This is a genomic window from Burkholderia sp. Ax-1719, from assembly GCF_011753055.1.
Classification (GTDB): Bacteria; Pseudomonadota; Gammaproteobacteria; order Burkholderiales; family Burkholderiaceae; genus Paraburkholderia.
On the sequence record NZ_VWWJ01000007.1, the window covers coordinates 40976 to 53987 of the forward strand.

Genomic DNA, 13012 nt, shown 5'->3' on the forward strand with positions numbered 1-13012 from the left:
AGGCTTTCTTCTAATCAGCGCTATCAGGCTCTATTCGACCAGACCGGGCTCGCGCGAAGCCCATCGATCATCGAACGCGCGCCCATAAGAGCCTGCTGAGGGGCTTGCATCGCGCTCGCTTTCCAGCATACGCGCAATGCGTTCATACAGCGTGAACCAGTCGACTGCCAGCACTGGCACGTTGATATCGCCGCGCGCGCGATAGACGAAAAAGCGCATCCAGCTATCGAGGAAAACGCCCTGCCCAGGCATCAGCAGACACGGCAGTCTGGCGACACGCGGATAGTGCAGGCGCGTGTCGCCGATGGCGTCATTAAGGGAAGCGTCGTCATCGCCATCGGGCACGCCATGATCGCGCACCGCCTGATCGACGAGCGACATGGGCAACTCCACGTACGCGACGCGCACGTCACTGACGACGTGCAGCGCCGCGCTGCCCGCGATGTCTCTTGCGCCGTCTCCCGCAAATACGCGCTTGCCCACTACCGCGCGCGCCTGGGGAGGCAATGCGCCGAGCGGCATGGCGCCGTGGAAAAGCGCCTCGCGAAACAGGGGATATCGGACCAGCCAGGTGTCGGATGAAGCCATACGACCAACCGTGCGATCACCGCACGCCCGCGCAATGTGCGGGGCGCGCCGCGTCGCTTCGGTACTCTCTCAGGTTCTATTGTTATAAAAAATATAACGTCAATCCGGTCAATCGACAAGAGGCGCGGCGGAAATTAGCACGATCAGGAAGCCCCTGACGACGTAACGATGACACGCCTATCGGCCAGCAATCGCCCGCACAAAGGCTTCATCGTCATGCAAATGCCATAAAACTCACGGTCTGAATATTTTTCGATTTTTTTTCGCAACGCGCGATTTATTTTCGGAACCATCCTATCGAAAGCTATTCGTAAACATCAAATTCGCCGCCGGCGATTCGGACTTGCCACTCGCCATCCTTCTGGAGCCTCAAACGATGAATCCTCCGAAACGCTTCCTGCTTGCCAATCTCGCCTGGTCCGCTGAAGTCGCCACCCGTGAGCCGGACTTCTTCAGCCAGCTTGCGCAAGGCCAACAGCCGCGCGTGCTCTGGATCGGTTGCTCGGACAGCCGCGTACCTGCGGAACGCATCATCAACGCCCGGCCCGGCGAACTGTTCGTACACCGTAACATTGCGAACCTGTTCGCCACCGACGACACCAACGCCTCCAGCGTCGTCGAATACGCCGTCCACGTGCTCGAAGTGGAGCACATCATCGTGTGCGGCCATCACCATTGCGGCGGCGTGCGCGCGGCGCTGTCGCCGCAGTCGCCCGCGCTGCCGCTCGTGAACCGCCGGATTGCCGGGCTGCGCGAACTGGCCGCGCGTCATCGCGCCGAACTCGACGCCATCGCGAACATGGACGCCCGCGTCGACCGCCTCGCCGAGCTCAACGTGATCGAGCAGGTGCAGCGCCTCGAAGCATCGTCGATCCTGCGCGACGCCAAACGCAGACCGCAGGTGCATGGCTGGGTCTTCGGCCTGCGAGAAGGCCGGCTTCTGCAATTGCACGATGCGACTCAAACAGCCGAAGCGGCTGCCACGCCGACCATCGCCGCCTGAACGCCCTCCCGACCGCCTTCCCCACTCCTGGAAAACCATGCCGAAATCTCGCTCCATCGACTTCACGACCCTGCGCAGCGACCTGTTCGCGGGCATCGTGGTCTTTCTCGTCGCGCTGCCGCTGTGCCTGGGCATCGCCACGGCTTCCGGCGTCGAACCGTTTGCCGGGCTGCTCTCGGGCATAGTCGGCGGCCTCGTGGTGGCGCTGCTCAGCGGCTCGCATCTGAGCGTGAGCGGCCCGGCTGCGGGCCTCGTCGTGATCGTGGTGTCGGCCATCGGCACGCTCGGCAGTTTCTCGGCCTTCCTCTGCGCCGTGCTGATCGCGGGCGCGCTGCAAGTGGTGTTCGGCCTGCTGCGTGCCGGGCAACTGGCGAGCTTCGTGCCGGTGCCGGTCATCAAGGGCATGCTCGCGTCGATCGGCCTGCTGCTGATCGTCAAGCAGGTGCCATTGGCGATGGGCGTCGGCGCGCCTGCATCGTCGGCCACGCTTGCGACGCCGTTCGGCCCGGTGCTTCTGCCCGCACTCGCGCTCGCCGTCGTATCCGTCGCGTTGCTGTTCGTGTGGGAAACGCCGCGCGCAAAACGCTTCGCGCTGGTGCGCGCCGTACCGGGGCCGCTCGCTGTCGTGGCGCTCGGCATAGGCGTGACGGTGCTGCTCGACATGCTTGCGCCCGCTTTCGGCTTGCCGGCCGCGCAGCGCGTGGCGCTCGACTCACTCGGCTCGTTCGATGCGCTGGCTGGCGCGCTCGCATTGCCTGATTTCACGCAATTGGTGGACGCCGATGTCTGGCGCGTCGCGCTCACGCTGGCCGTGGTGGCAAGCCTCGAAACGCTGCTGAGCCTCGAAGCCGTCGAGCAGATGGACCCGCAGCGCCGCCGTGCTTCACCCGACCGCGAACTCAAGGCGCAAGGCGTCGGCAATATGATTGCCGGTGCGCTGGGCGGTTTGCCGATCACCGCGGTCATCGTGCGCAGCTCCGCCAATCTCAACGCGGGCGCGCGCACGCGTCTTTCGGCCTTCGTGCATGGCGTGTTGCTGCTGGTGAGCGTGTTTGCTCTGACGAGCGTGCTCAATCTCATCCCGCTCGCCTGTCTTGCGGCCATCCTGATCCAGACCGGCTACAAGCTCGCGAAGCCGCAACTCATCGTCGCGATGATGCGCGAAGGCGCGGAACGCCTGATTCCCTTCGTCGCCACCATCGTGGGCGTGCTGGCGACCGATCTGCTGATCGGCATTGGAATCGGCATTGCGGTGAGCATGCTGCTGGCGATGCGCGCCAACCTCGACGACACCTTCGCGCTGGCCGAATACGACAAGCACTATCTACTCTCGTTTCGTAAGGATGCCTCATTTCTTTCGAAGCCGATGCTGATGCGCTGTCTCGCACGCATTCCCGATCACGCGACCGTGTTGATCGATGCGGAACGCGCCGATTTCGTCGATCGGGACATCCGCGAAACGCTTGATCGTTTCATTGCCGATGCACCGCGCCGACATATCGCGGTAGAGCGCATGCAGTGGCCGCGCATCGATGCCAGCGCGCGACGACGCCTGCCGTGGGCGCGACCCGCGCGTGTGACTTGAACGCAACGCAGACGAAAAAAAGCGCGCCCAAGGCGCGCCTGAATGATCGCTGCTTGCTCCCCGCGCCGCCGTGCGATGTCACATTCACGGCGGCGCAAGAACCTGGCTACTGCGTCAATCGAAATTCTCACGCAGCCATTTCTTGTTCAGCTTGCCCACGCTGGTTTTCTCGATTGCGTCGACAAACTTGACGATTTCCGGCACCGCATACTTCGAGATCTTGCCGGTCTCGACGAACTGCATCACATGCGTGCGGATGTCCTCGGCGCTCACGGACATGTCGCGCTCGGCGTGCAGCACGACCACGGCGGCTGGGCGCTCGCCCCACTTCTCGCTCTTGATGCCGATCACCGCCACTTCGGCTACCGCCGGATGCTGCGAAATCAGGCTTTCGACATCCAGCGACGAGACCCATTCACCGCCCGACTTGATTACGTCCTTGATGCGGTCAGTGATCTGCAGATAGCCGTCCGGGCCGATGCGCGCCACGTCCTGCGTGTGCAGATAACCGCCTTCCCACAGCACTTTCGACGCCTCGGGATTGTGCAGATAGCCTTGCGTGAGCCACGGCGCGCGCACCACCACCTCGCCGCTCGCCACACCGTCGTGCGGCACGTCGCGCATTTCTTCATCGACGATGCGCAGGTCGACGAGCGGAATCGGCAGGCCCGTGCGGCAACGCAGGCTCACCTCTTGATCGAGCGTGCGCGGCTCGCGCGACGGCATCAATTGCGCGAGCGTGAGCACCGGGCAAGTCTCGGACATGCCATAACCCGTGAAGATGTCGATGCCGCGTTCGAGCGCCGCACGCGCGAGACCATGCGGCAGCGCGCCACCGCCAATCACCACCTTCCACTTGCTGAAATCGGCGGTCTTCGCCTGCGGGCAACTGAGCATCATGTGCAGGATGGTACCCACGCAATGCGAGTACGTCACCGCTTCTTCACGAATCAACTCGACGATGCGATCCGGCACATAACGGCCCGGATACACCTGCTTCAAACCCATCAGCGTCGCGATATACGGCATGCCCCACGCGTGTACGTGGAACATCGGCGTGAGCGGCATATAGACGTCGCCGCGATGCACGCGCTGGCCGTGTTCGGGACTCGTGAGCGCGGCCATCACCGTGATGGTGTGCAACACGAGCTGGCGATGCGAGAAATACACGCCCTTCGGCAGACCGGTCGTGCCGGTCGTATAGAAGGTGGTGGCGCGCGTGTTTTCGTCGAAGTCAGGGAAGTCGAATTGCGTGGCGCTGGCGGCGAGCAAACGCTCGTATTCATCGGCGAATTCGAGTCCCGGCGGCGGCGACACATTGCCTTCGTCGTCGATCAGCACCAGGGTGTGCACGCGCGGCAGCTTCTCGCGGATTGCCTCCAGAACGGGCAGAAAATCCGTATGCACCAGTACGACTTCCGCACGCGCGTGATCGATCGTATAGGCGATTTCAGCCTGCGAAAGACGAATGTTCACGGTCTGCAGCACCGCGCCCATCATCGGGATAGCGAAATAACACTCCAGATAGCGATGGCTGTCCCAATCCATCACCGCCACCGTGGTGCCGTGCTTCACACCCAGACGCTGCAGTCCGTTCGCGAGCCGCGCGATGCGTTCCTGCAATTGCGCATAGCTGATGCGAACCTTGCCGCGATAGACAATCTCCTGCTCGCGCGCATGCGCCATCGGCGTATGCAGCAGGCGCTTGATCAGGAGAGGATAGGCATAAGCGGACTGAGCGTCCTCGTTCACGTCGCTCGTGTCGTTGGCTTGATTCGCCTCGTGGTACATGTGTTACTCCAGTCTCGTGCCAAACGCTAATGGTATTGAGCGAAAAATCAGGATTTAGCGCAGATTTTCGAAAATCGCCGCAATACCTTGACCGCCGCCGATGCACATCGTCACCAGCGCATAACGTCCGTTCACGCGTTGCAGTTCGTGCAGCGCCTTCACGGTGATGAGCGTGCCCGTCGCGCCGATCGGATGGCCCAGCGAAATACCCGAACCGTTCGGATTCACTTTGACCGGATCGAGGCCCAGTTCCTGCGTCACCGCGCAAGCCTGCGCCGCGAACGCTTCGTTCGATTCGATCACGTCGAGGTCTTCGATACGCAACCCCGCACGTTGCAGCGCGAGGCGCGTGGCCGGCACCGGGCCAATGCCCATATGCAGCGGATCGACTCCTGCATGCGCGTAGGCAACGAGGCGCGCCATCGGTGCGAGACCGCGTTTTTCAGCGGCTTCGCGCGACATCAGCAGCACAGCGGCGGCGGCGTCGTTAATACCCGACGCATTGCCCGCCGTGACCGTACCGTTTTCCTTCGCGAACACCGGCTTGAGCTTCGAGAAGTCTTCGATCGTCGCGTCGGTGCGCAGATGTTCGTCGGTATCGAATACGACTTCGCGGCCCTTCACCGTACGCGTCACCGGCACGATCTGGCTTGCGAAACGGCCTTCGGCAATCGCCTGTGCGGCGCGGCGATGCGATTCGAGCGCCAGCGCGTCCTGACGCTCGCGCGAGATGTCGAACTTGCGCGCAACGTTTTCAGCTGTCACGCCCATCGGCACCGTATGGAACGGATCGTTGAGCGCGCCCAGCATCATGTCGACGAGGCGCACATCGCCCATGCGCGCGCCAAAACGCGCGTCAGGCGTGATATAGGGCGCGCGGCTCATGTTCTCCGCACCCGCGCCGATGGCGACATCGGCATCGCCCAGCATAATGGTCTGCGCCGCCGAGACGATCGCCTGCAGGCCCGAGCCGCACAGGCGGTTGACGTTGAACGCGGGCGTCGATTCCGGAATACCTGCGTTGATGGCCGAAACGCGCGACAGATACAGGTCCTTCGGCTCCGTGGCGATCACATTGCCGAACACCACATGGCCCACGTCTTCTGGCTTGACCTCGCTGCGAGCGAGCACTTCGCGCAGCACCAGCGCGCCCAGTTCCGTGGGCGACACATCCTTCAGGCTGCCGCCGAACTTGCCGATTGCGGTCCGTACGCCACCAACGACTACGACTTCCTTGCTCATTTTGCACTCCTCATTCGATGGGGCTGCGCGCCTGCGCAGCGGACATTACATGTTCGGATAGTTGGGGCCGCCGCCGCCTTCGGGCGTGACCCACACGATATTCTGCGTCGGGTCCTTGATATCGCAGGTTTTGCAGTGCACGCAGTTTTGCGCGTTGATCTGCAGCCTGTCTGCATTCGAATCGTCTTTCACGAATTCGTAGACGCCTGCCGGGCAGAAGCGCGCTTCCGGTCCCGCATAGGTCGTCAGATTGATGCCAACCGGCACATTCGCATCCTTGAGCGTCAAATGCGCGGGCTGATTCTCTTCGTGATTCGTGTTCGAGATGAACACCGAAGAGAGCCGGTCGAATGTGAGCTTGCCGTCAGGTTTCGGGTAGATGATCGGCTTGCATTGCGAAGCCGGCTTGAGCGTTTCGTGATCCCGATGCTGATGGTGCAGCGTCCAGGGCACCTTGCCGCCCAGCACCTTCTGTTCGAGACCGACCATCATGGTGCCGAGGTACAAGCCCTTACTCATCCACTGCTTGAAATTGCGCGCCTTGTACAGTTCTTCGTGCAGCCACGACTTCTTGAATGCTTCCGGATACGCCGTGAGTTCATCGCTCTGACGACCCGCCTGCACCGCTTCGAACGCCGCTTCCGCAGCCAGCATGCCGGTCTTGATCGCCGCGTGGCTGCCCTTGATGCGCGAGACATTCAGGAAGCCCGCATCGTCGCCGACGAGTGCGCCGCCCGGAAACACGAGCTTCGGCAATGACATCAAACCGCCCGCGGTGATCGCGCGCGCGCCATACGACACGCGCTTGCCGCCTTCGAGATACTTGCGGATCGCCGGATGCGTCTTGTAGCGCTGGAATTCCTCGAACGGCGACAGATACGGGTTCGAGTACGCGAGCCCAACGACAAAGCCCACCATCACCTGATTATTCTCGGTGTGATAGAGGTACGAGCCGCCATAGGTATCGCTTTCGAGCGGCCAGCCAGCCGTGTGTACGACGAGGCCCGGCTGGTGCTTCGCGGGATCGATTTCCCACAGTTCCTTGATGCCGATGCCATAGACCTGCGGATCGGCGTCCTTGCCGAGCTTGAGCTTTTCGTTCAGTTGACGACCGAGGTGACCACGCGCGCCTTCGCAAAAGAGCGTGTATTTCGCGTGCAATTCCATGCCGAGCTGGAAATTCTCGGTCGGTTCGCCGTCCTTGCCGATGCCCATGTTGCCCGTCGCGACACCCTTCACCGAGCCATCGTCGTTATAAAGCACTTCCGCGGCAGGAAAGCCGGGGAAAATCTCGACGCCCAGCGCCTCGGCCTGCTGTCCCAGCCAGCGCGTCACGTTGGCGAGGCTGATGACGTAATTGCCGTGGTTCTTGAAGTTGTCGGGCAGCGCCCAGTTCGGCACGGATTTCGCGCCCGTTTCCGACAGAAACAGGAACTTGTCTTCCGTCACGGGAACGTTTAGCGGCGCGCCTTGCTCCTTCCAGTCGGGAAAGAGTTCGGTGATGGCGCGCGGATCCATGACGGCGCCCGAAAGAATATGCGCGCCGATTTCCGAGCCCTTTTCCAGCACGCATACGCCGATTTCAGCGCCCTTTTCCGCCGCCAGCTGCTTCAAACGAATCGCCGCCGACAACCCAGCCGGGCCGCCGCCGACGATCACCACGTCGTATTCCATCGACTCGCGCGGACCGTATTGCGCGATCAATTCGTTTGCGTTATTCGCATTCATGCTGTGTCTCCCCCAACTACCGGAGCGCGGCCCGTGTCAGGCCACCGCGCTCGTCACAATCTGGCCAGAATCAGAACTGGTCTTCGGCAAGCGCGAGCACGCCTTCGTCGCCGCGTGCGGTCAGCACCGCCGTCGCGTGGCCGCTGGCCTGCGAAAGAATGTGCTCGGCGTAGAACTGCGCCATCGCGATCTTCGCGCCGTAGAACGCGGGATCGTCGGCGAGATTGCGTTGCGCCGCCAGCAGCGCGCGCCCCATCTGCCAGCCGCACAGTACGATGCCCGCGAGCTTCAGATACGGCACGCTGCCGCCGAACACCGCGTTCGGATCGCGCTTGACGTTTTCCAGCACGAAGTCGATCACGCGCGAAAGCGCCTGCACGCCCTGCTCAAGCTGCGTGCGCACCGATGCCGCCGCCGCGCCACCTGCCTGACCAAGCGCTTCGATGGTCTGCGCGACTTCGTCGAGCAGCGCCTTCGCCACCGCGCCGCCGTCGCGTGCGGTCTTGCGGCCGATCAGGTCGTTCGCCTGGATCGCCGTGGTGCCTTCGTAGATCGCCAGAATGCGCGCGTCGCGATAGTGCTGGGCCGCGCCGGTTTCCTCGATGAAGCCCATGCCGCCGTGCACCTGCACGCCCAGGCTGGTGACATCGTTGGCCATCTCCGTGCTCCAGCCCTTCACGATCGGCACGAGGAATTCGTAGATCGCCTGATGACGTGCGCGCACGGCTTCGTCCGGATGATGATGCGCGGCATCGGCATGACCTGCCGCCACGTAGGCGAGCGCACGCGCGCCTTCGGTCTGCGAGCGCATGGACGCGAGCATGCGGCGCACGTCCGGGTGATGCACGATCGTCACCGACTGCTTCGCGGAACCATCCACCGGACGGCTTTGCACGCGCTCCTTCGCGTAGCCCACGGCCTGCTGGTAGGCGCGCTCGGCGATCGCCACACCCTGCGTGCCCACGCCAAAGCGCGCGGCGTTCATCATGATGAACATGTATTCGAGGCCGCGATTTTCCTCGCCGATCAGATAGCCGCTCGCGCCGCCGTTGTCGCCGTACTGGAGCACCGCCGTCGGGCTCGCCTTGATGCCCAGCTTGTGTTCGATCGACACGCAATGCACGTCGTTGCGCGCGCCCAGCGAGCCGTCTTCGTTGATGAGGAACTTGGGCACGATAAAGAGCGAAATGCCCTTCACGCCTTCGGGCGCATTCGGCACGCGCGCCAGCACGAGATGGACGATGTTGTCGGCCATGTCGTGTTCACCCCAGGTGATGAAGATCTTGGTGCCGAACACCTTGTACGAGCCGTCGCCCTGCGGCTCGGCGCGCGAGCGCACCAGCGCGAGATCGGAGCCTGCCTGCGGCTCGGTCAGGTTCATCGTGCCGGTCCACTCGCCCGAGATCAGCTTCGGCACATAGCGCTGCTTCTGTTCTTCGGTGCCGGCGGTGAGCAGCGCTTCGATCGCGCCGTCGGTGAGCAGCGGGCACAGCGCGAACGACAGGTTCGCCGCGTTGAGCATTTCGTTGCAGGGCGTGCCGATCAGCTTGGGCAAACCCTGGCCGCCATACTCGGTGGGATGTTGCAAACCTTGCCAGCCGCCTTCGGCGAACTGCTGGAACGCGGCCTTGAAGCCCGGCGTCGCCGTGACTTCGCCATCGCGCCAGCTGCTGGGGGCGCGGTCGCCTTCGACATTCAACGGCGCGAGCACTTCGCCGCTGAGCTTCGCGGCTTCTTCCAGCACCGCCTGAGCGGTTTCGAAGCCTGCATCTTCGTAGCCCGGCAGCGCGGCAACAGCGTCGATGCCGGCCAGCTCTTTCAGTACGAACAGCATGTCTTTGACGGGGGCAGTAAAGCTCATGGCGAACCTTTCAATCACGCGGTAGATCGGGGAAGCCCATTGATGCAACGGCTACGCGTGTTGCATAAGCCGATGCCACAGGGGCAATGTCCGGCCCATCGTAGCGGCAAAGGCCCCGCGCGGGACTGTCCAAACCGGCCCATCTAGTGACAAATCTGGCCACGCTCTGCCTGTCGAGCGCCTGAATAAAAGGCAGCCCAGGGTTAAACCTGATGCGATGCGTGTCCAATCCACCCGCGTGTGGGGTTGCGCATCAGTCGCGGCCGCGATAGGTCCCGGGCGTGCTGCCGGTCCAGTGCCGGAAGGCGCGATGAAAGGCGCTGGGATCGTCGAAACCGATATCTGCGCCAATAGCCGCGATGGTGTCCTGGGTGTCGGTGAGGCGCTGGATCGCCACGTCGCGGCGCAATTCGTCCTTGAGCGCCTGGAACGACGTGTCCTCTGCGGCGAGGCGTCGGCACAAGGTGCGCACCGAACAGTGCAGATGGTCCGAGGCGGCCTCGATGGTCGGCAGATCGGGCAGCGTGCTCGCCAGGTACTGGCGCACCTGATGGCTCACCAGTTGCTCGCTGAACGATTCGAAGATCCAGTCGCCGGGCGAGCGCGCGAGAAACTGGCGCAGATTGCGCTTGCTCTGCCGGATCGGCATATCCAGATAGGCCGCGCTGAAGCGAAACAGCGCCGTCTCGCAGCCAAAGCGCACCGGCCCGGAAAAGAAGTAGCGGTGATCGTGCGCGTGCGCCGGACGCTCGCAGGCCAGCTCGACCTGGAGGAACGGAATCTTCTGGCCGATCAGCCAGGACGAGACGCCGTGCGCAAGCTTGAGCATCAACTCCTGCCCCAGGGGACTCAGCGAACCAAAGGCCGGAGCCGGGCGCAATTCCACTTGCGCCACCAGCGCGCTGCGACGGGATTCGAGGCGGAAGTCGTCCAGCACGATATGGAAAAACTGGCCAAAGCGATGCAGCGCCGTCTCCAGGTTGCGCGCATCCAGCAGGCTCAGGCAGAGAAACTTGAGCGTACCGCTGCGAAACGGCCGGCTGAAGACGCCCGGCATTTCGTCGTCCAGCTCGATGGCGAGCATGCGGTAGAGCGTGGAGAACTGCTCTTCAGTCACGCGCGCACCGGGTTCGCTCAGCAATTCTTCGGGGATGCCCGCTTCTTCCAGATAGCGCTCGACCACTTCGGGCCGCGCGCCGGCGGCGGCAAGAAAACCGAGAACGAGCGAAATGGGGACGGTGGAGCCAGGAAGTTGCATGCCGTGGATAACGCCGGGTAAGCCGGGGCGGAGCGAGAAAAAAGCGCCTGAGCGCGACACCGCATCATACGCTCGCGCATCGCCGTTCACACCCTTGAGGCAGCGTTTCGCGACGCCGCCGCGCCGCCTGTCGCAATCCGCTCGCGCCGCGCCGCGCGCCGCCCGACCATGAGCGTCATCGAAGCACTCACCGTTCAGATGCTCACCACCGAGGTTGCCGCCATGTATCTCAGCCTGATCCAACACACGCCCCACTGGGTTTGGGGCACGCTTGCCGCCCTCATCGTTCTGGGCGTGCGCCAGAGCGTGCCGCGCCAGCGCTCGCTGCGCAGCGCCACAGCCCTGCCGCTCGTCATGACCGCGTTTTCGCTGTACGGCGTGGTTTCGGACTTCGCGCACGAGCCGCTTGCGCTTGCGGCCTGGGCGCTGGGCGCGGGCGCGCTGTTTTCGGTGATGACGACGCAAGGCGCGTGGCGCGGCGTGCGCTGGTCGCAGACGCAGCAAAGACTGATCGTGCCGGGCAGCTGGCTGCCGCTGGCGCTCTATCTGGGCCTCTTCTGCGTGAAGTTCGTGGTTGGCGCGACGCTCGCGATGCATCCGGCGCGCGTTGACGACGCGGATTTCGCCTGCCTCACCGGCCTCGCCTATGGTGCGTTCAGCGGCGTGTTCGTGTCGCGCAGCTATGCGATGTTTCGCATCGCCCGCAGCGTCCTCACCCGGGACGCCGCGCTCTGGTAGCCCTCGGCCGCGGCGCTAGAATCTGCCCTGATGCACACCTGACCCACCACGGCGCGCGCCGCGCCTCTCTCGTTGAGCACCGACTCCGGAAGCCGACATGCCCTCCTACCGCAACGCGCTCGACTGGCTCTGGCGGGAAATCCGCATCGCGATTCCCATCGGCGCGCTCAGCACTTTGCTGTCCGGCGCGCTTGTGCAGGAATCGTTCGTGTCCAACCTCAAGTACTCGTTCAGCATCACGCTGTGTATCCAGACGCTGATCGAAGGCGGCCGCTACGGTCTCGCAGCGCTTGTGAAACGCCGCACCGCCGCCCACACCGCATCCGACGCACAGGCCCCTCAGCGCGCATGGCCAGGCTGGCCACTGATGGCGCCGTGGCTGGTGTTCTCGGTGGCGCTCGGCTACTTCGCGGGGCATGCGCTGGGCGACTGGCTGACCGGCGTACACCGCGATCCCATCGCGTTTTTCCGCAACCGTTCGGTGCTGCTGCCGACTTTCGGCCCGGCGCTCGTTCTGACGCTCGGCTGCACCTGGTTTTTCTACGCGCGCGGCCGGCTCGCCGCAATGCAGGCGCGCACCGAAACTGCCTTGCGCACGGCCGCAGAAACCCAGTTGCGCCTGCTCGTCTCGCAACTCGAACCGCATATGCTGTTCAATACACTTGCGAATCTGCGCGTGTTGATCGGCAGCGATCCGCCGCGCGCCCAGGCGATGCTCGACCACCTGATCGGCTTTTTGCGTGCGACGCTCGACGCCTCGCGCTCGGACACGCACGCGCTGACAGCGGAATTCGCGCGGGTGCGCGACTATCTCGAACTCATGCAAGTCCGCATGGGGCCACGGCTGCGCGCGACGCTCGATCTGCCCGACGCACTCGGCGCGCTGCCAGTGCCCCCGCTGCTCCTGCAACCGCTGGTGGAAAACGCGCTCAAGCATGGTCTGGAGCCGCACGTCGCGGGCGGCGAAATCGAGGTCGCCGCCCGCCGCGAAGGCGCGACGCTGATCCTGAGCGTGCGCGACACCGGCGCAGGACTGCACGCCGCGCCCGCCGACGGCACACGCTTCGGACTGCGGCAGGTGCGCGAGCGCCTCGCCGCGCTGTACGGCGAGGCGGCGCAGTTCGCCCTGACCGAGCCCAATGACGGCCGCGGCGGTGCGCTCGCCATCGTGCGCGTGCCGATTCACGCGCCCGCCCTCTCCTGACTGCGACACGCCCC

10 protein-coding genes are annotated in these 13012 nt (G+C 63.9%); 4 read left to right on the plus strand and 6 right to left on the minus strand.

Features of this window, described 5'->3' with window-relative positions:
- Positions 1-30: 30 nt before the first annotated feature.
- Positions 31-588, minus strand: coding sequence for a hypothetical protein (locus F3J17_RS15215; protein ID WP_167059862.1), 558 nt, complete (start codon positions 586-588; stop codon positions 31-33).
- A gap of 376 nt (positions 589-964) precedes the next feature.
- Here F3J17_RS15215 and F3J17_RS15220 point away from each other — a divergent pair, with 376 nt between their 5' ends.
- Together F3J17_RS15220 and F3J17_RS15225 are read left to right on the plus strand one after the other, a co-directional pair.
- Positions 965-1591, plus strand: coding sequence for a carbonic anhydrase (locus tag F3J17_RS15220; protein WP_167059865.1), 627 nt, complete (start codon positions 965-967; stop codon positions 1589-1591).
- A 37-nt stretch (positions 1592-1628) separates the two neighbouring features.
- Complete coding sequence (locus F3J17_RS15225; RefSeq protein WP_240160990.1) at positions 1629-3176, plus strand: SulP family inorganic anion transporter; 1548 nt, start codon at positions 1629-1631, stop codon at positions 3174-3176.
- Between the two features lie 114 nt (positions 3177-3290).
- Here the strand turns inward: F3J17_RS15225 and F3J17_RS15230 are convergent, their stop codons facing one another.
- From F3J17_RS15230 to F3J17_RS15250, 5 genes are all read right to left on the minus strand, one after another.
- Complete coding sequence (locus tag F3J17_RS15230) at positions 3291-4967, minus strand: fatty acid--CoA ligase (protein ID WP_167059871.1); 1677 nt, start codon at positions 4965-4967, stop codon at positions 3291-3293.
- Positions 4968-5021: 54 nt separating this feature from the next.
- Entirely contained in the window at positions 5022-6209 is a 1188-nt protein-coding gene (bktB, locus tag F3J17_RS15235; RefSeq protein WP_167059873.1) for a beta-ketothiolase BktB, read from the minus strand.
- A 45-nt stretch (positions 6210-6254) separates the two neighbouring features.
- Positions 6255-7937, minus strand: a complete 1683-nt coding sequence (locus F3J17_RS15240; protein WP_167059876.1) for an electron transfer flavoprotein-ubiquinone oxidoreductase — start codon at positions 7935-7937, stop codon at positions 6255-6257.
- Between the two features lie 70 nt (positions 7938-8007).
- Positions 8008-9798, minus strand: coding sequence for an acyl-CoA dehydrogenase (locus F3J17_RS15245; protein ID WP_167059879.1), 1791 nt, complete (start codon positions 9796-9798; stop codon positions 8008-8010).
- A 253-nt stretch (positions 9799-10051) separates the two neighbouring features.
- The gene (locus F3J17_RS15250) at positions 10052-11056 is read right to left on the minus strand and encodes an AraC family transcriptional regulator (RefSeq protein ID WP_167059882.1); all 1005 of its coding nucleotides are present in this window, start codon (positions 11054-11056) and stop codon (positions 10052-10054) included.
- Positions 11057-11224: 168 nt separating this feature from the next.
- Between F3J17_RS15250 and F3J17_RS15255 the strand changes: the two genes are divergently transcribed.
- Both F3J17_RS15255 and F3J17_RS15260 read left to right on the plus strand, forming a co-directional pair.
- Positions 11225-11794 carry a DUF6622 family protein gene (locus tag F3J17_RS15255; protein ID WP_167059885.1) on the plus strand — a complete coding sequence of 190 codons (570 nt, stop codon included), beginning with the start codon at positions 11225-11227 and terminating at the stop codon, positions 11792-11794.
- Between the two features lie 97 nt (positions 11795-11891).
- Positions 11892-12998, plus strand: a complete 1107-nt coding sequence (locus F3J17_RS15260; RefSeq protein ID WP_167059888.1) for a histidine kinase — start codon at positions 11892-11894, stop codon at positions 12996-12998.
- The last annotated feature ends 14 nt before the right edge of the window (positions 12999-13012 follow it).

Excerpts from the sequence above, each read along its gene's own strand:
- F3J17_RS15215 (WP_167059862.1), bottom strand. The coding sequence starts at position 588 with ATGGCTTCATCCGACACCTGGCTGGTCCGATATCCCCTGTTTCGCGAG.
- F3J17_RS15220 (WP_167059865.1), top strand. The coding sequence starts at position 965 with ATGAATCCTCCGAAACGCTTCCTGCTTGCCAATCTCGCCTGGTCCGCT.
- F3J17_RS15225 (WP_240160990.1), top strand. The coding sequence starts at position 1,629 with ATGCCGAAATCTCGCTCCATCGACTTCACGACCCTGCGCAGCGACCTG.
- F3J17_RS15230 (WP_167059871.1), bottom strand. The coding sequence starts at position 4,967 with ATGTACCACGAGGCGAATCAAGCCAACGACACGAGCGACGTGAACGAG.
- bktB (WP_167059873.1), bottom strand. The coding sequence starts at position 6,209 with ATGAGCAAGGAAGTCGTAGTCGTTGGTGGCGTACGGACCGCAATCGGC.
- F3J17_RS15240 (WP_167059876.1), bottom strand. The coding sequence starts at position 7,937 with ATGAATGCGAATAACGCAAACGAATTGATCGCGCAATACGGTCCGCGC.
- F3J17_RS15245 (WP_167059879.1), bottom strand. The coding sequence starts at position 9,798 with ATGAGCTTTACTGCCCCCGTCAAAGACATGCTGTTCGTACTGAAAGAG.
- F3J17_RS15250 (WP_167059882.1), bottom strand. The coding sequence starts at position 11,056 with ATGCAACTTCCTGGCTCCACCGTCCCCATTTCGCTCGTTCTCGGTTTT.
- F3J17_RS15255 (WP_167059885.1), top strand. The coding sequence starts at position 11,225 with ATGAGCGTCATCGAAGCACTCACCGTTCAGATGCTCACCACCGAGGTT.
- F3J17_RS15260 (WP_167059888.1), top strand. The coding sequence starts at position 11,892 with ATGCCCTCCTACCGCAACGCGCTCGACTGGCTCTGGCGGGAAATCCGC.